The 15,998-nt window shown below is 78.9% G+C and carries 14 protein-coding genes; 5 read left to right on the top strand and 9 right to left on the bottom strand.

Going from position 1 to position 15,998, the window contains the following annotated elements; genetic code table 11:
• Window positions 1-56: 56 nt before the first annotated feature.
• From PYV61_RS08930 to PYV61_RS08920, 3 genes are all read right to left on the bottom strand, one after another.
• Window positions 57-485, bottom strand: coding sequence for a globin domain-containing protein (locus PYV61_RS08930; protein ID WP_275830505.1), 429 nt, complete (start codon window positions 483-485; stop codon window positions 57-59).
• Window positions 486-574: 89 nt separating this feature from the next.
• A complete protein-coding gene (locus PYV61_RS08925; RefSeq protein WP_275830503.1) occupies window positions 575-1,819 on the bottom strand; it encodes a BTAD domain-containing putative transcriptional regulator in 1,245 nt (414 codons plus the stop codon).
• 167 nt (window positions 1,820-1,986) lie between these two features.
• Window positions 1,987-4,959 carry a BTAD domain-containing putative transcriptional regulator gene (locus PYV61_RS08920; RefSeq protein ID WP_275830501.1) on the bottom strand — a complete coding sequence of 991 codons (2,973 nt, stop codon included), beginning with the start codon at window positions 4,957-4,959 and terminating at the stop codon, window positions 1,987-1,989.
• 177 nt (window positions 4,960-5,136) lie between these two features.
• Between PYV61_RS08920 and PYV61_RS08915 the strand changes: the two genes are divergently transcribed.
• The 5 genes from PYV61_RS08915 (at window position 5,137) to PYV61_RS08895 (ending at window position 9,234) form a co-directional block, all read left to right on the top strand.
• Complete coding sequence (locus PYV61_RS08915) at window positions 5,137-6,462, top strand: serine hydrolase (protein WP_275830499.1); 1,326 nt, start codon at window positions 5,137-5,139, stop codon at window positions 6,460-6,462.
• Between the two features lie 134 nt (window positions 6,463-6,596).
• Window positions 6,597-7,175, top strand: a complete 579-nt coding sequence (locus PYV61_RS08910; protein ID WP_275830497.1) for an OmpA family protein — start codon at window positions 6,597-6,599, stop codon at window positions 7,173-7,175.
• A gap of 7 nt (window positions 7,176-7,182) precedes the next feature.
• Window positions 7,183-7,551: a hypothetical protein gene (locus PYV61_RS08905; protein WP_275830495.1), complete on the top strand. Its 369-nt coding sequence runs from the start codon at window positions 7,183-7,185 to the stop codon at window positions 7,549-7,551.
• A 25-nt stretch (window positions 7,552-7,576) separates the two neighbouring features.
• On the top strand, window positions 7,577-7,786 hold the full coding sequence (locus PYV61_RS08900) for a hypothetical protein (RefSeq protein WP_275830493.1): 210 nt from the start codon (window positions 7,577-7,579) through the stop codon (window positions 7,784-7,786).
• The gene (locus tag PYV61_RS08895) at window positions 7,783-9,234 is read left to right on the top strand and encodes a HAMP domain-containing sensor histidine kinase (RefSeq protein ID WP_275830491.1); all 1,452 of its coding nucleotides are present in this window, start codon (window positions 7,783-7,785) and stop codon (window positions 9,232-9,234) included. Before PYV61_RS08900 ends, PYV61_RS08895 begins: the two co-directional genes overlap by 4 nt.
• Here PYV61_RS08895 and PYV61_RS08890 read toward each other — a convergent pair.
• The 6 genes from PYV61_RS08890 to PYV61_RS08865 all read right to left on the bottom strand — a co-directional run.
• Window positions 9,231-10,442 carry an MFS transporter gene (locus PYV61_RS08890; protein WP_275830489.1) on the bottom strand — a complete coding sequence of 404 codons (1,212 nt, stop codon included), beginning with the start codon at window positions 10,440-10,442 and terminating at the stop codon, window positions 9,231-9,233. The genes PYV61_RS08895 and PYV61_RS08890 overlap by 4 nt on opposite strands.
• A gap of 4 nt (window positions 10,443-10,446) precedes the next feature.
• On the bottom strand, window positions 10,447-10,896 hold the full coding sequence (locus tag PYV61_RS08885) for a GNAT family N-acetyltransferase (protein ID WP_275830487.1): 450 nt from the start codon (window positions 10,894-10,896) through the stop codon (window positions 10,447-10,449).
• Window positions 10,893-11,348, bottom strand: a complete 456-nt coding sequence (locus tag PYV61_RS08880) for a nuclear transport factor 2 family protein (RefSeq protein ID WP_275830485.1) — start codon at window positions 11,346-11,348, stop codon at window positions 10,893-10,895. The genes PYV61_RS08885 and PYV61_RS08880 overlap by 4 nt, the downstream gene beginning before the upstream one ends.
• A 1-nt stretch (window position 11,349) precedes the next feature.
• Window positions 11,350-12,219, bottom strand: coding sequence for an NAD(P)-binding domain-containing protein (locus PYV61_RS08875; RefSeq protein ID WP_275830483.1), 870 nt, complete (start codon window positions 12,217-12,219; stop codon window positions 11,350-11,352).
• Window positions 12,220-12,321: 102 nt separating this feature from the next.
• A complete protein-coding gene (locus PYV61_RS08870) occupies window positions 12,322-13,383 on the bottom strand; it encodes a hypothetical protein (protein WP_275830481.1) in 1,062 nt (353 codons plus the stop codon).
• Window positions 13,384-13,392: 9 nt separating this feature from the next.
• The coding region (locus tag PYV61_RS08865) for an ATP-binding protein (protein WP_275830479.1) at window positions 13,393-15,998 on the bottom strand (2,606 nt) is incomplete at its 5' end.

The raw sequence follows: 15,998 nt of genomic DNA, 5'->3' as shown, positions 1-15,998 counted from the left end.
CGCGGCGGCGCGTCGCCGCCCTCGGCCGCCGCGCGCCGGCGCCGTAGGACCGCGGCCTAGACCCGCGCGGGGCGCGCCCGGCTGGCGGCGCGCTGCATGACCGCCGACACCAGCGTGTACAGCTCCTGCCACGCCGCGCGCGTGGCGCGGTCGAAGTCGTCGCCGAGCGCGTGCGCCATAGCGTCGAGCAGCGCGCGGCCGACCAGCGCCCAGTGCTCGTCGCGCGCGCCGTACGACGCGTGGCGCCGCCCCGACGGGACGCTCTCCGACACCAGCTCCCCGGGGTCGTCGAGCACGCGCACCAGGTCGCCCACCATGCGCAGGAACTTCTGCCGCTGCACCGCCATGTCGACGTGCGCGAACAGCGCCGCGGCGTCGGGCGCGGTCGCGAACAGGCGCGCGTAGAAGTCGTCGGCCACCGCGTCGGCGTGCGGGGCGAGGCGCGCCCAGCTGGCGCGGATGCGGTCGGCGTCGTCGGCGTGCATGGGGCGGCGGGGCGCGGGCGGCGGGGAGGGTGGCGCGGGGGAACGACGGGAAGGGTACGGGGCCCCGGTCACCTGCCGATCACCCGGCCTCAGGCCACCCCCGCCAGGGCGGACGGCAGCGCGCCGACCACGCGCGCCACCACCCGGGCCGCGATCGCGTCCTGCAGCGCGAACGAGTCCCCCGCGTCCCCCGACCGCTCGGCGTCCACGCGCTCCGCGGCCAGCGGCTGGCCGGTCGCGACGTCCACCAGGCGGGCGGTGACGCGCACCCCGACGCCACAGTGGCGCACGCTCCCCTCCACCACCAGCCCCACCCCCAGCCGCGCCCCCACCTCCGCCAGGTCCACGGCCGAGCCGCGGAAGGCGAACGAGGCGCTGCGCGCCGCCACCCGGACCCCCGGCACCTCGCCCAGCGCGTGCAGCACCTCCTCGCTCACCCCCTCGGTGAACGCCTCCCGGTCCACGTCGCCGAGGTGGACGAAGGGGAGGACGGCCACCCCGCGGCCGTCCGCCGCCGCGCCGTCCGTCGGCGGCGGGGCGGTCGGCGGCGGGGCGGTCGGCGTCGGGGCGGTCGGCGTCGGGGCGGTCGGGGCCGGCGCGGCGGACGGGGTCAGCTCCCCGGCGCGGATCCGGCGCGCCAGCTCCACCACCCCGGCGTCGGCCGGCAGGTCGAGCTCCTGCTGCATCAGGACCTCGTAGATGCGCGCGTGCTGGAGCGCCCCGGTCACGTCGCCGCCGGCGACCAGCGCCCGCATCAGCCCCGTCGCCACGCGCGCGTCGAGCGGATCGACGGCGGCGAGCTTGCGCCACCACCGCGCCGCATCGGCAGCAGCACCGCGCTGCTCGGCACCCTTCGCCAGCCGCTCCAGGATCCCCTCCATCCGGTGCGCCAGCTCGCGCCGCTCCTCGTCGGCCCAGCGGTCGAACTCCGGCGCGCCCTGCAGCCGGAAGCCGTCGAGGAACGGCCCGTCGTACAGCGTCGCCGCCTCCTCCAGCCGGCCGTCGCGAAGCGCCGCCTCGAAGCGGAGCACGTCGCAGGCGGCGACGTCGGGGTTCAGGCGCAGCGCGTGGACGCCGTCCACCAGCTCCCCCGCGCCGACGTCGCGGCGGAGCGCGTACACGGCCTGGTTGAGCGCCCGCCGCCCGGCCTCGGGCTCGGCGTCGGGCCACAGCATCGCCAGCAGCTTCTCGCGGGCGACGCCCCGCTCGCCCGCCCGCGCGATGATCGCGAGCAGGGCCAGGCGGCGGGGCTGGGCGCCGGCGCCCTCGGGGCGGCCGGCGGCGGTCTCTATCGAAAGCCCGCCGAGCAGGCGGACGGTCACGGGCGTCGTCATGGAGCGTCTCCGAGGTCCATTCGGTGGCGCGCGGTCGGGGCGTGCGACACCGCGCGCCCCGGATCCGACGCCCCCAACCTCGCGCCCCCGGTCAGCTCCCGATCAGACGGAATCAAACGCCTGCGCCGCAACGACTTGCCCGCCGTCGTCGCGGCGCCCGCGGGCCGTCAACCGGGCCCGCCGCGACGCGGCCGCGCCAGCGCGCGCAGGCTGTCCGTCCGCGCTCGCAGCGCCTCCTCGGGCTCGGCGCCCAGCAGCAGCGCCGACGCCGCCGCCGTGCGCGCCGCCGCGCTGTCCCCGACCGACAGCGCCAGCCGCGCCTCCTCCTCGACCGACGGGGCGAGGTAGCGCGGCCACCCCCGCAGGTAGGCGCGCTGGCGGACGGCGGCCAGCGCGCGCTCGGGCGCGCCGACCCGCCGGAACAGGCGGGCGACCGCGATGTGCGCGTAGGTCCGCGCGTCGCCGATGGCCGGCCCGGTCAGCATCAGGGCGTCGAGCTGCTCCACCCGCCGGCGGGCGTCGGGCGCTCCGGTGACCACGGCGAGCTGCGCCTCGAGCAGCTCGGCGCACGCCGGCGGCGTCACGCCGACGGGGACGACCACGCGCGGCAGCTCGGCGCGGCGCAGCGACGCCACGGCCGCCCGCACCGGCGCGACCTGCGCCGCGGCCGGCCGGGGGCCGCGCAGCTGCGCCACCCGCCACTGCGTCAGCACGCACAGGTCCGCCAGCTGGAGCGCGCGCGCGTCGGGCTGCCGCTCCGCCCGGCCGTCCACCACCCGCGCCAGCGTCGCCGCCGCCGCCGCCGCGGCCGTGCTGTCCCCGTCGCCGTACAGCGCGTCGAGCACGCGTAGCCGGAGGTGGGCGCGGCTCCACGGCTGCGCGTCCTCCAGCCGCTCGGTCACGTCCAGCGCGCGCACCGGCCGCCCCTCCCCGAGGGCGAGGCTGTGCTCCGCCAGCAGCACGTCGAACTGCTCGGCGGCCAGGGCGGCGCGCGCCCCGAGCGCCCGCAGGGCCCGCTCGCCGTCCCCCCGCCCGAGCCCCGTGTGCTGCGCCGCCATCGCGATCGCCCGCAGGCTCGGCGTCCCCAGCGACGGGAGCCGCGGGCGCAGCCCGGCCAGCAACGCCGAGTCGCCGCGCACCACCGCGACGCGCCACAGCAGGTAGCCGGTGAGGTCGCCCCCCACGCGCCGCACCTGCTCGGGCGCCGCGATGCGGCCGAGCGTCGCCGTGTCGCCGCGGAGCGCGGCCAGCTCGATCTGGCTGCGCAGCGCCGGCGCGTACTCCGGGTCCAGCGCCAGCGCGCGGCGGAACGCGGCCTCGGCGCGCTGGTCGGCGGTGCGCAGCCCCAGCATGCGGCCGTCGTGGAGCAGCCGCTCCCCCAGCTCGCTCCACGCCGACGCGCGGTCGGGCGCCACCGCGACCGCCCGCTCCCAGGCCGCCAGCTGCTCGGACGCGGGCGACGGCGCCGGGTAGCGGGGGCCCGCCAGCGCCGTCAGCCACGCCCGGTCGCGCTCGGCGAGGCGGTCGCGCCCGGCCCACGCGAGCGCCAGCCCGCGATCGTGCTGCTCGGCGCCGTTGAACCGGTCGGCCGCCTCGGCGAGCCCCAGCGCGGCCGGCGCGAAGGTCGAGTCGCCGTCGAGCGCCCGCTGGTAGAGCCGCAGCGCGTCGTCGATGCGGTCGTCGCGGACGGCGGCCTCCGCCCCGAGGTACGCGCGCAACACGGGGAGCGACACGTCGCCGATCGCCCCGCGCCGGTCGCGCCCGAGCGCCCGCCCGGCCACCACCTGCGTCGCCACGCGCTCCAGCAGCACGGGCAGGCTGTCAAGCGGCCCGGCCACGCTCGCCAGCGCCCGCTGCCCGCCGCCCGGCACGTCGAGCAGCGTCGCCACGAGCGACAGCCGGCGGGCGTCGCCGACGATCCGCCCCGCGACCACCTCCCCCGCGCCGACCGCGCGCCCGGCGTCGAGGGCGACCTGGCGCCCCGCGGGCGCCGTGCCGGCCAGACGCTCGACGGCGGCGAAGACGGTCCCCGGGTCGACGGCCCGCGGCCCCCCCTCGCCGGCGTCCAGCATCCGCGCCAGCGCGTCGGCCACCCCCTCGCCGAGGTCGCGCAGCGCCGGGTCCGCCGAGTCGATCGCGAAGGGGACGACCGCGAGGACGTTCGCGCGCAGCGGGGCCACCGGGCGCGGCGCGGGCGCCGCCGGGGCCAGCAGCCGCCGCCCCAGCACCGTGCCGCCGACGAGGACGCCCCCCACCACGGCCGCGACCGCCAGCCGCCGGGCCGTTCGCCACCGCCTCGCGCGCGTCGGCGGAGCAGCCACCACGACGGGCGCCTCGACGACGGGCGGTGGGCCGGGGACGGACGCCGCCGGCTCCGGGGCGGGCGTCGCCACGGTCGGCGGAGGCGGCGCCACCACCGGCGGCCCCGACGCGGTCTGCAGCGCGGCCACCCGCTCCCGCAGCTCGCGCGGCGGGGCCAGCTCCAGCTCCTGCGCCAGGAGCGTCTCGTGGACGCGCGCCGCGCGGAGGGCCCCGGCGACGTCGCCGGCGCGCGCCAGCGCGTCCACCAGCGTCAGCGTGGCCCCCGAGTCCAGCGGGTCGAGGGCGACCAGCCGGCGGCGGGCGCTCACCGACTCGGCGAGGTCGCCCGCCGCCTCCGCCCGCCGGGCCAGCGCGGTGAGCGCCCGCGCGTACTCGTGCGCCAGGCGGTCGCGCTCCCCCTCGGCCCACCGCTCGAAGTCCACCGCGCCGCCCGGGAGGTAGAACCCCTCGAGGAAGGGCCCCCGGTAGGCGGCGACCGCGTCGTCCAGCCGCTCCCCGGCGAGCGCCGTCCGGAAGTCGGCCAGGTCGCTCGCGATCAGGTCGCCGTTCAGCTGGAGGGCGGTCGTCCCGACCACCACCTGCTCCAGCCCGGTCGCGCGCCGCAGCGTGTAGACCGCCTGCGCGACCGAGCGGCGGGCGCGCTCGGGCTCGGCGTCGGGCCAGAGCAGCGCGGCCAGCCGCTCGCGCGACACCGCCGCGTCGCCCGCCGCCGCCAGGATGGCGAGGAGCGCCATGGGGCGCCGCTGGGTGGCGACGCTCCCCACCTCGCGCCCGTCGGCCGCCAGCGCGAGGCCGCCGAGCGTCGTGAGGGTCAGCATCGACCGGAGCGGAGTCGGATGGCCATGGGCAGCGCGAAAGGTGACCGCGCGCGGCCGCGGGCGCCACCCCAAGTCGTTGTCTCGGAAGCATTTGATCGGCGCTTGGCGGGCGCGTGCCCGGGGCCGGTCATGTTCCGATCCGACCATCGGTCGCCCCCACGCCGCACCCCTCCCGCCATGCCCGCCTCCCGCCGCCACCCCCTGCTCCGCTCGCTCGTGCTCGGCGCGGGCGTCTCCCTGGTCTGCGTCCCCGCGCCGCGGGTCGCCGGGGCGATGGCCGCCGACGACCCGGTGGCGGTCCGGCTCCCCCGGGCGCGCCCCGCCGCCGTCGGCATGTCCGCCGAGCGGCTGGCCGTGCTCGACCGCGTCGTGGCGCGGGGGATCGCCGAGGGCGGCTATCCGGGTGCCGCCCTCATCGTCGGCCGGCGCGGCCGCGCGGTGTGGCAGCGGGGCTACGGCACGCTGGCCTGGGAGGGCGGGCGGCGCGTGTCCGCGGAGTCGACGCTCTACGACCTCGCCTCGCTGACGAAGGTCGTCGGGACCACCAGCGCGGTGATGGCGCTCGTCGACGACCGGCGGCTCGACCTCGACGCGCCGGTGCGGCGCTACCTGCCCGCGTTCACCGGCGCGGGGCGCGAGGGGGTGACCGTGCGTCAGCTGCTGGAGCACCGGAGCGGGCTCGCGGCGGGCGCCGCGCTGTGGCGCAATCCCACGCCCGAGGCGGCGCTCCTCCAGGTCCTCCACTCGCCGCTCCGCGGCCGGCCCGGGCGGACCGTCGAGTACTCCGACCTGGGGATGATCGTGCTCGGGCGGGTGGTCGAGGTCGCCGCGCGCGAGCCGATGGACGTCTACCTGCAGCGGCGCGTGTTCGGGCCGCTCGGTATGCGGCAGACGTCCTTCCGCCCGGCGCTGGCGCACGACGGCGCGGCCCGGCTGGCGCGGCTCGCCCCCACCGGCGTCGCCGCGGCCGACGGCCGGGTGCACGACGGCAACGCCGCCGCGCTGGGCGGCGTGGCGGGGCACGCGGGGCTCTTCGGGACCGCCGCCGACCTGGCCGTCTACGCCCAGACGCTGCTCGGCGGCGGCGTCGGCCCGAACGGCGTGCGCGTGTTCGCCGAGTCGACCGTGCGGAGGTTCCTGCGGCGCGCCCCCGGCGAGACGCGGCGCGCCCTCGGGTGGGAGACGTGCGGGACCGACCGCGACGACGTGTGCGGCCGCCTGCTCGACGAGCGGGCCGTGATGCACACCGGGTTCACGGGGACCTTCCTCGTGATCGACCCGACGCGGCAGGCGTTCGCGGTGCTGCTGACCAACCGCGTGCACGCGCCCCGCGTCGCGCGCCCCGCGCGGGTGATCCGCGACGTGCGCGCCGACGTGGCCGACGCGCTGGCGCTCGCGGTGGTCGACGGCGCCGGCGGCCCGCTGCCGATGCCGGTCGCCCTGCGCGCGGACCTGAACGTCGCGGCCTGGCGGGCGCCGGCCGTCCGCGTGGCGTCGCGGTGACCGCCGTCGCGCGCGCGCAAGTCGTTGGGCGGTCGCGCTTTGATGGTCGCTTGAATCGACCGTGAACGCGTCGGCCCATGGTTCCCCCGTCGCCGGCGATCCCGCCGTCGGATTCCCAGTCTCCCGCACCCGCCATGAAGCCCCGCACCCTCGCCCTGCTCGCCCTTCCGCTGCTGACGGTCGCGTCGGCGTGCCGCGCCAAGCGCGCCGCCCCCGTCGCCGCCCCCGAGGCGGTGGCCGCCGCGCGCTACGACGCCGCCGAGCGCGCGCGCCGCGACGCCGCGGAGGCCGGCCGCCGCGCCGCCGAGGAGGCCCGGCTCCGCGCCGAGCGCGAGGCCGCCGAGCGGGCGCGCGCGGTGCTGGAGGCGGTGGTCTACTTCGAGTACGACCGCTCGGACCTCGACGCCGAGGCGCGGCAGACGCTGGAGGCCAAGCTCCCGGTCCTGCAGCAGAACGCGGGGATCCGCCTGCGCATCGCCGGGCACACCGACGAGCGGGGCTCCGACGAGTACAACCTCGCCCTCAGCCAGCGCCGCGCGGCGGCGGCCAAGCGCTTCCTGACGCAGCGCGGGATCGGCGACGACCGCCTCGACCTGGTCGGCTTCGGCGAGGAGCGGCCGGTGTGCACCGACGCCGCCGAGGCGTGCTGGTCGCGGAACCGCCGCGCCGCGTTCGAGCTCGTCGGCGGCACGGTGGCCGCCACCGCACCGTGACCGGCCCGTGCCGATGACGCCGGACGCGGAGGAGCGCGCCAGCCTCCGCTCCGGGCGGCTGGCGCTGGTGCGGGCGGCCGAGTCGGGGATCGACGCGGAGGTGGAGTTCGCGCTGGTGACCTACGTCGCCGCGCTCTACGCCACGTCGTTCTCGGCGATGACCATCCGGTCGCTCGTCGAGGCGGCGCTCGACATCGGCTTCCCGCTCGAGCGCCGCCCCTCGGAGCGCGAGCGCCGCACGCGGACGATCGCGGCGTGGCTCGCGCGCGCCGACCGGCTGCTCGACGCGCTCCCGCCCCCCATCCCACGCCGCCCGGCGCCCGCCGGCACCGCGCCGGCCGACCACGACCCGGTCGACGCGGACGCGTGGTCGTGACTCCACCCTGCACCGCCGACGCGCCATGACGCTCCCCTCGTTGCGCCCCGGCTGTCCCCGGTGCGGCGGCACCCGGGTCTCGCAGCAGCTCGCGGTCTTCGGCCGGCGCGACCGCCCGGCGCGCGAGCGCGTGCTGCTGGCGACGTGCGTGGCGTGCGGGCACTGCTGGTCGGAGGCGCTCACCGCGCCGCCGCGCGACGCGGCGCACGGCGTCCCGGAGGGATCCGACTCTTGACGGACGGCGCGCGCGGAGCGGAGCCCGCGCCTCGGCGCGGCCGCGACTGGCGGGCGGCCGCGCCGGGCGCGTTCCTGCTGCTGGTCGTCGCCGCGCTGGTGCTGCTGCCGTTCACGACGGCCGGCGACGTCCAGCGCGCGCACGACCGGATGCAGCTGCTCACCGAGCCGGGGCGCGGCGCCGTCACCTCGCTGCAGCTCGCGCTCGCGGTGGAGGGCTCGGTGCTCGGCGAGCTGGTGGAGACGCGCGACTCGACGCTCCTCGAGCGCTACCGCGACGCGGTGGAGCAGGAGCGCGCCGCGGCGCGACGCCTCGCGCCCGTCGTCGCGCGGCTCGGCGGGGCCGTGCGCACGCGGTTCTCCGAGTTGGAGCGCATGCAGGCCGCGTGGCACCACTCGGTCGGGCGGGGGATCGCCGCCGCCGACGGCGGGAGCGGCCGCGCGGCGCTGCACGGCGAGGCGTTCGAGGACGTGCTGCTCGCGGCGGCGCGGCTCGACGAGGCGATCGCCGAGGAGACGGAGCAGACGCAGGAGCGCATCATGGACGCCGACCGCGCGTACCGGCGGCTGTCCGCCACGCTGGCGCTGCTCGGCCTCGCCGGCGCGGGCGTGGTGGTGTGGCTCGCGCGCCGGCTGCACCTCTACGCGGCTGCGGCCGAGGAGCGCGGGCGGCAGCTGCGCCGCGTGTCGGAGGGGCGCGCGCGGCTCATGCGCGGCATCAGCCACGACCTCAAGAACCCGCTGCACGCGATCGACGGCCACGCGCAGCTGCTGGAGGACGGGCTGCTCGGCCCGGTCGCGCCGGCGCAGCGCGACAGCGTGGCGCGCATCCGCCGCGGCGTGCGCTCGGTCGTGGCGCTGATCGACGACCTGCTGGAGCTGTCGCGCGCCGAGGCCGGGCAGCTGAGCGTCGTGCGGCGCGAGGTCGACCTCGCGGCGCTCGTCGGCGAGGTGGCGGCGGAGCACGCGGCCGCGGCGCGCACCGCGGGGCACCGGCTGACCGCGGGCCTGGCCGGCGACCCGGTCGTGGTCACCGACGCGGAGCGCGTGCGGCAGGTGCTCGGCAACCTGCTGTCGAACGCGATCAAGTACACGCCGCCCGGCGGCGAGATCGCCGTGCGCGCGGAGCGGCGCCCGCGCCCCGGCGCGCCGCGCGCGCGCGCGTGGGTGGCGGTCGACGTGAGCGACACCGGCCCGGGCGTCCCCGAGCCGCTGCGCGAGGCGGTGTTCGAGGAGTTCTCGCGCCTGCCGATGCACGAGCAGAAGCCCGGCGTCGGCCTCGGGCTCGCGATCTCGCGGCGCATCGCGCGGCTGCTCGACGGCGACCTGACGGTGGGCGGCGCGGCGTCGCGCGTGGCGTCGGGCGCGTGCTTCACCCTCTGGCTGCCGCCGCACGCGCCGTCACGCGCCGCGCGGCCGCCGGCGGCCCCGCTCCCCCCGCCGCACTAGGACGCGGCCGTCCGCCGGAGCGCGGCCAGCCGCCCGATGCTCCAGACGCCGAGCGCCGGGCCGATCGCCAGGATCGGGAACGCCCACGCCCACCCCACCGACTCCGCGAGGCGCGGCACGAGCTGGATGGTCACGGTGGTGAGCAGGAAGCCGATCGACGTCTGGAGCGTGAGCGCGGTCCCCACCGCGTCGGGGGGCACGCTCTCGGTGACCAGCACCGAGAACTGCGCGCTGTCGGCGATCACCGACACGCCCCACACCAGCGCGACCGGCACCAGCAGCCAGAGCGAGCGCCCGAACGTGAGCCCGACGCCCAGCGCGCAGGCGCCGCTCACCAGCATCGCGCGCGTGACGAGCCACTCGCGCCCGCGGCGGTCGGCGGCCAGCCCGCCCCACACGCAGCCGAGCCCCCCGACGGCGAGCGCGGCGAAGGCGACCGCGCTCGCGGCGCGCTCCCCCTCGGCGCCGGCCTGCGGGTCGCGCGCCGCGACGCTGGCGGCGATGAAGGCGGGGAGCCACGTCCACGCGGCGTACAGCTCCCACATGTGGCCGAGATAGCCGCCCGTCGCCAGCCGCCACCGCCGCTCGCGCGCGATGCGTCCCACCAGCCCCCACGAGAACGGACGCGGCGGGAACGGGTACGGCCCGTCGCGGAAGCCCGCCCACACCAGCGCCGCCGCCAGCAGCGCGCCGGCCGACGCGACCAGCGTCACCGGGACGATCCCCGCACCGGGGATCGCGTGCACGAGGTACGGCGTCGCCTTCCCCACCGTCAGCGCGCCGACGACGGTGCCCACCGCCAGCCCGCGCCGCGCGCGGAACCAGGTCGCGATCATCTTCATCGCCGGCGGGTAGACGCCCGCCAGGCACACGCCGGTGCAGAAGCGCCAGACGAGCGCCCCCGCCAGCCCGTCGGCGGTGAGCACCATCGCGTTCGCCGCCGCGCCGGCGACCGCCGACAGGGCGAACAGGCGCCGCGCCGGCACGACGTCGGCGAGGTTGAGCAGCGCGCTCGCCGCGGTGCCCGCCACGAAGCCGAGGTTCACCGCGGTCGTCAGCCACCCCGCCTCGCCCGCCGTCAGCCCCCACAGCGCGCGGAACTGCGGCGCCACCGCGCTCCCCGAGAACCAGAGCGCCATCCCGAGCAGCTCGGCCGCCGCGAGCAGCGCCAGCGTGCGCCAGCGCGCCGGGTGCGTGTCGGCGTCCACCCGGTCAGAGCGACTTGCGGTACATCACCAGCCGCTCGACCTCGTCGAAGCCGAGCGCGCGGTGCGCGGTGTGGGAGACGTCGTTGTCGAGCAGGACGTCCGAGCCCATCTCGGTGCGCCCGCGCGACCGCCCCCAGTCCTCCGCGGCGCGCACCAGCGCCGCGCCGACGCCGGCGCGCCGCACGTCGGCGTCCACCCACCACCCCTCGAGGTAGGTCACCGGGCTCGTCTCGCACCCCTCGGCGTAGGGGCGCTCCGCCACCTCCGCGAAGCCGCACAGCCCCCCCGCCGCGCGCTCGGCGACCAGCACGGTCGCGTCGTCGCGCGCCAGCCACTCGGCGCCGTCCTCGACCTCGCGCTCGCGCGCGATCTCGGGCCACAGCGCGCGGCGCATGCGCAGCCACTCGGCGTGGTCGGCGTCGCGGTAGGCGCGCAGCTCGAACGCGCCGCTCACGACGTCCCCTCCGCCGGCACGAGCGCGACGTGCCCGCCCACCACGCGCCACGCGCCGCCGCCCTCCCGCGCCCACACGCGCGTGTAGCGCACCGGCCCCTCGACCAGCGCGCCCCCCACCTCCACCGCGAGGCGCGCGCGCAGCGCGGTGACGGCGACGTCGGGGCCGACGCGGCGCACGCGCAGCTCCTCCGGCTCGTGCGCGCGGAACCGCACGGCCCCCGTCGCGTGCGCCGCCAGGTCGTCGGCCTTCGTGGCGAGGCGCCCGTCGGGGCCCGTGAACAGCAGCGCGTCGGCGATCAGCGCGTCGAGCGCGGCGACGTCGGCGCGCAGCTGCGCGTCGCGCAGCCGCGCCTCGCACGCCACCAGCTCCGCCGCCTCGGCCGGGTCGGCGTCGACGAGCGCGCGGCGCAGCGGGGCCAGGTCCGCGTCGACCACGCCCGCGTCGGCCACGTCAGCGCCCCCCCCACGCCGCGCACGGGCGCGGCGTCGTCCCCGTCGCGGGGAACGTCGCGTGGTCGGCGGAGTCGGACGGGGCGCCGAACTGCTTGCGGACCGGCCAGAAGCAGGGGAAGTAGCTGCTGCGGAGGAACTTCATCTCGATCCCCTCGGCGCGCCCCTGCTGCAGCGGCACGAAGAACAGGAGCGCGAACTCGTCGATCGAGCGGGAGAAGCGCAGCGGCCCCGCGTCGAACGGGTCCAGGCCGATCCCCGCGATCATGCGCGCGACGGTCTCCTTCGCCGCCCGGTCGTTCGCGGCGATGGGGACCGTCGGGGCGACGCCGTGCACCATCGGCTGCGGGATGACGTAGGCGCCGGGGATCGCGACCTTCACCACGCGCGCCCGCGGCGCCCACGCCTGCACGCGCTCGCTGTTCGACGGGCCGGGGACGAGCTCCATGTAGCCGTCGGCCGCCTTCCGCATGGCCCCGGTGCTGACGTCGACCAGCACCTTCCCGTCGGTCCGGCCGAGCCCCTTCGTCACCAGCTCCTCCAGCGCGGCCGCCGGCACCGCGAGCACGATCACGTCCGCGCGCGCGGCCGCGTCCTGCTGCGTCGCCGCCGAGCCCCTCGGCCCGGTGCGCGCGACCAGCGTGCGCACGGCCTCGCGCCCCGGCTCGCGCGAGCCGTAGATCACTGGGTGCCCGAGCTTCGCGAGCTGCGGGCCGAGCGCGCTGCCGACGGTGCCGGTGCCGATGATGGCGACCGTCGGCAGCGGCTGGGCGCCGGCGCGCTCCTGCGCGGGCAGGGGCGCGGCGCCCGCGGCGAGGAACGACGCGGCCGCGAGCGCGGTCCACGAGAAACGGCGCATGTCACGGCGCATGTCACGGATCTCCTGACGACACGAGGGGGTGCGGCGGATCGGGAACGCGTCCGGGAAGGTGCCTCCCCGACCGCCGGGCGCCAGTGGGGCGCGCGCACCGCGCTACAGCGCGTCGGCGATCGCCGCGATCTCCTCGGCCTCGCGCCACGCCGTCTGCAGCGCCGCCAGCTCGGTCTCCAGCGCCGCGCGCTCGGCCTGCTCGTGCGCCACCATCTCCAGCGCCAGCCGGTCCACCGCCGGCATCGCCAGCAGCGGCGTGCGCGTGGCGCTCCCCAGCCCGCCGTGCGCCCAGAACGAGCGCCCCGTGAGCTGCACCGCGAGGTCGTGGTCGGCCGCCGCGTCGGCGCGCGCCGGGAGCGTCGCCAGCGGCGCGGGCTCGTGCCCCTGCGCCAGCAGCCCCCACCGCCACCGCCACGCCGTGCGCAGCACGCGCCGGAAGTAGCCGTCGGGGTCCGCCGCCTCGTCGACCTTGCGCGCTGCCTCGGCCACCAGCTCGGGCGACACGCTGCCGCGGTTGGCCGCCGCCAGCAGCGCCGACGCCGCGCGCAGCCCCGCGCCCCCCGACAGCCGCACCGGCCCGCGCTCGTGCGCCAGCTCCAGCGCCCACGGCTCCCCCGCCTCGGCGCGCGCCGGCGCCGCGCCGGCGAGGAGGGGTTCGCGCACCACCGCCAGCGGCACGTCCGGCCCGTCGGCCGCGTCGTCGAGCCGCACCACGTCGAGCGCGCGGTCGCGCCGCCAGCGCGCGACCACCGCGGTCGTCACCGTCGCCACGCGCTCGCCGAGCGCCGCCAGCGACGGGAGCGCGCGCCAGGCGCGCGGGCGGGGCGCCGCGCGCCGCAGCAGCCACGCGCCGTAGCGCCACGGCGCCAGCTCGGCGCGCAGCGCGGCGCCGACGCGCACCAGCTCCGTCCCGTCGGGGAGCCCGGCCAGCCCGACGTGGTCGGTCGCGAAGCGGCAGCGCGTCGCGCGGTAGCGGCGCTCGCACTCCTCCACCGCCGCCCACCGCTGCTCCAGCGGCGCCAGGTTCCAGCGCCCGCACCGCCCGCACACCGCCCACAGCCGCCCGCGCGCCGGGTCGAACGCCACCCGGCGGCCCACCGGGAACTCGGCCAGCGCCTCGTTGCGCCCCAGCGGCGCCAGGCAGTGCAGGCAGGTGGCGTACACGCGCCCCCCTCAGCCCGCCCGCGGCAGGACGAACCGGAACGCCGAGCCGACCCCCGGCTCGCTCTCGACCGTCAGCTCGCCCCCCATCCCGCGCGCCAGGTCGCGGCTGATCGCGAGGCCGAGCCCCGTCCCCTCGTCGCCCGACGTGAGCCGCCGCCCCACCTGCACGAACGGGTCGAAGATGCGGTCGAGCTGGCGCGCGGCGATCCCGCGCCCGGTGTCGCGCACCTCGATCGCCGCCCCGTCGTCCCCCTGCGCCTCGCACGTCACCGTCACCCGCCCGCCCGGGGCGGTGAACTTGACGGCGTTCGAGAGGAGGTTGAGCAGCACCTGCCGGGCCTTCTCCGCGTCGGCGCGCATCGCCAGCCGCTCGTCGGCGGCGCGCACGGCGAGCGCGATCCCCTTCGCCTCCGCCTGCGGCGCGACCAGCGCCTCCACCGCGCGCGCCAGGGCGCCGGCGTTCACCGGCTCGAGCGCGTACTCGACGCGCCCCGCCTCCAGCTTGGCGTAGTTCAGCACCGCGTTGATGAGGCCGAGCAGGTGCTGCTGGCTGCGCTGCACGCGGTCGAGCGCGTCGCGCTGCGCCGGCGTCACCGGGCCGTGCACCCCCAGCTCCAGCAGCTGCGTGTACCCGCCGATCGCGTTGAGCGGCGTGCGCAGCTCGTGCGACATCGTCGCCAGGAACTCGGCCTTCGCCGCGTTCGCCTGCTCGGCCTCGCGCCGCGCCGCGTGGGCGCGCGCGTACGCGCTCGCGCGGTCGAGCGCCTGCGCCGCCACGGCGGCCAGCGTCTCGAGGTACGTCCGGTCGTCCGGCGGCAGCGCGCGCGCCTCGCGGAACCCGAGCCCCAGCGCGCCGATCACGCGCCCGCCCGCCGCCATCGGCAGCACGGCCAGCGACTCGTTCACCGGCGCCGTCCCCGCCGCCACCATGTGCGGGTAGCGCGCCCACCAGTCGTCGCGCCCCGCGAGGTGCACCGCCGCGCCGTCGCGCATCGCGTCGCCGAACGGGGTCGCCGCCGCCAGCGGGAAGGTGCGCCACCGCGCCAGCACCTCGGGCGCGTACCCCACCGCGTGCGCGAACGTCGCCGTCTCGCCGCCGGCGTCCACCAGCGCCATCGACCCGGCGAACGCGCCGAGCGTGCGCACCGCGTGGGCGACGAAGCTCTCGGTGACCTCGGCCGGCGTCGCCGCCGCCGCCAGCGCCGCCGACGCCTCCTGCAGCCGGCGCGTCCGCTCCTCCAGCGCCTCCCGCTCCGTCACGTCGACGAACGCGCACACCGCGTGCGTCACCCGCCCCTCGGCGTCGCGCACCGGCGCGGCGCTCACGCTGAGCCGCGCCACGCGCCCGTCGCCGCGCAGGTAGCGCATCCCCTCCTGCGCCACCACCGCGCCGCCGAGCGCGCGCGCCGTCGGGTACTCGTCGGGGGCGTACGGCCGCCCGTCCTCGTGCACCGCGCCGAACGCCGCGTAGTCGCGCACCGCCTCCGACGGGTGCACCGGGTGCCCGAGCACGCGCTCCGCCTCCGGGTTCCAGAGCGCGAGCCGCCCCGCCGGCGCCTCCGCCACCGTCACGCCGGCCGGCATGTGGCGGATCACCGCGTCGAGCATCCCCTGCTGCGCGCGCAGCGCCTCCAGCAGCCGCTCGCGCTCCTCGGCGTCGCGCAGCCGGTCGGTGAGGTCCGAGAACGCGAGGTGCACGACGTCGGGCGCCACCCGCACCGCCGACACGCGCAGCCCGCGCCGCGCCCCGCCGCGCTCGAAGTACACGTCGCGCAGCCACGGGGCGCCCGTGTCGGCGACCCCCGCGTACACCGCCAGCCGCCCCGCCTCCACCGAGTCGGGGAACGCCTCGCGCATCCCGCGGCCGACGATCGGCTCGTCGCGGTCGAGCAGGATGCGCGCGGCCGCGGCGTTCGCGTACTCGAACGCGAAGTCCGCGACGCGGCCGTCGGCGCCGCGCGCCGCCCGCATCAGGATCGAGCCGTCGGGCGACGCCTCCTGCACCGCGCGCCACCGCGCCTCGCTCTCCGCCAGCGCCGCCGCCGCCCGCCGCCGCTCGGTCACGTCCTGGAAGTAGACGGCGAGCCCCGCCGGGCCGGGATACGCGCGCACCTCGTACCACGCGTCGAGCGGCGCCGGGTAGTGCGCGTCGAACGCCACCGCCTCGCCCGTCGCCATCGCGCGCCGGTACTCGCGCTCGAACGCCGACCCCACCGCGGCCGGGAACTCGTCCCACATCACGCGCCCCAGCAGCGCCGCGCGCGGGCGCTGCAGCACCGCCTCGGCGCGGTCGTTCACGAACGCGAACCGCCACCGCCGGTCGATCGTGAAGAAGGCGTCGCTGATGCTCTGCAGCACCGACTCGACGCGCGTCTGCGCCAGCGTCGCCTCGCGGGTCCGCGCGCGCCGCCCCAGGTCGTCGAGCAGCGCCGCCCCCGCCTCGGCGAGCGCCGCCGCGTCGTCGGCGTCCCAGGCGCGGGGGCGCGGGTCGAGCGCCACCAGCGCCTCCACCGCCTGCCCCTCGCGCAGCAGCGGCACCGCGGCACCCACCAGTGGGGCCGCCAGCAGTCCGGCGTCCGCCCCGTCGGCCATCACCCGCGACGCCAGCCCGCGCC

It is taken from the genome of Roseisolibacter sp. H3M3-2, assembly GCF_029211165.1.
Classification (GTDB): Bacteria; Gemmatimonadota; Gemmatimonadetes; order Gemmatimonadales; family Gemmatimonadaceae; genus Roseisolibacter.
This window is presented reverse-complemented; position numbering and strand designations above follow the sequence as displayed.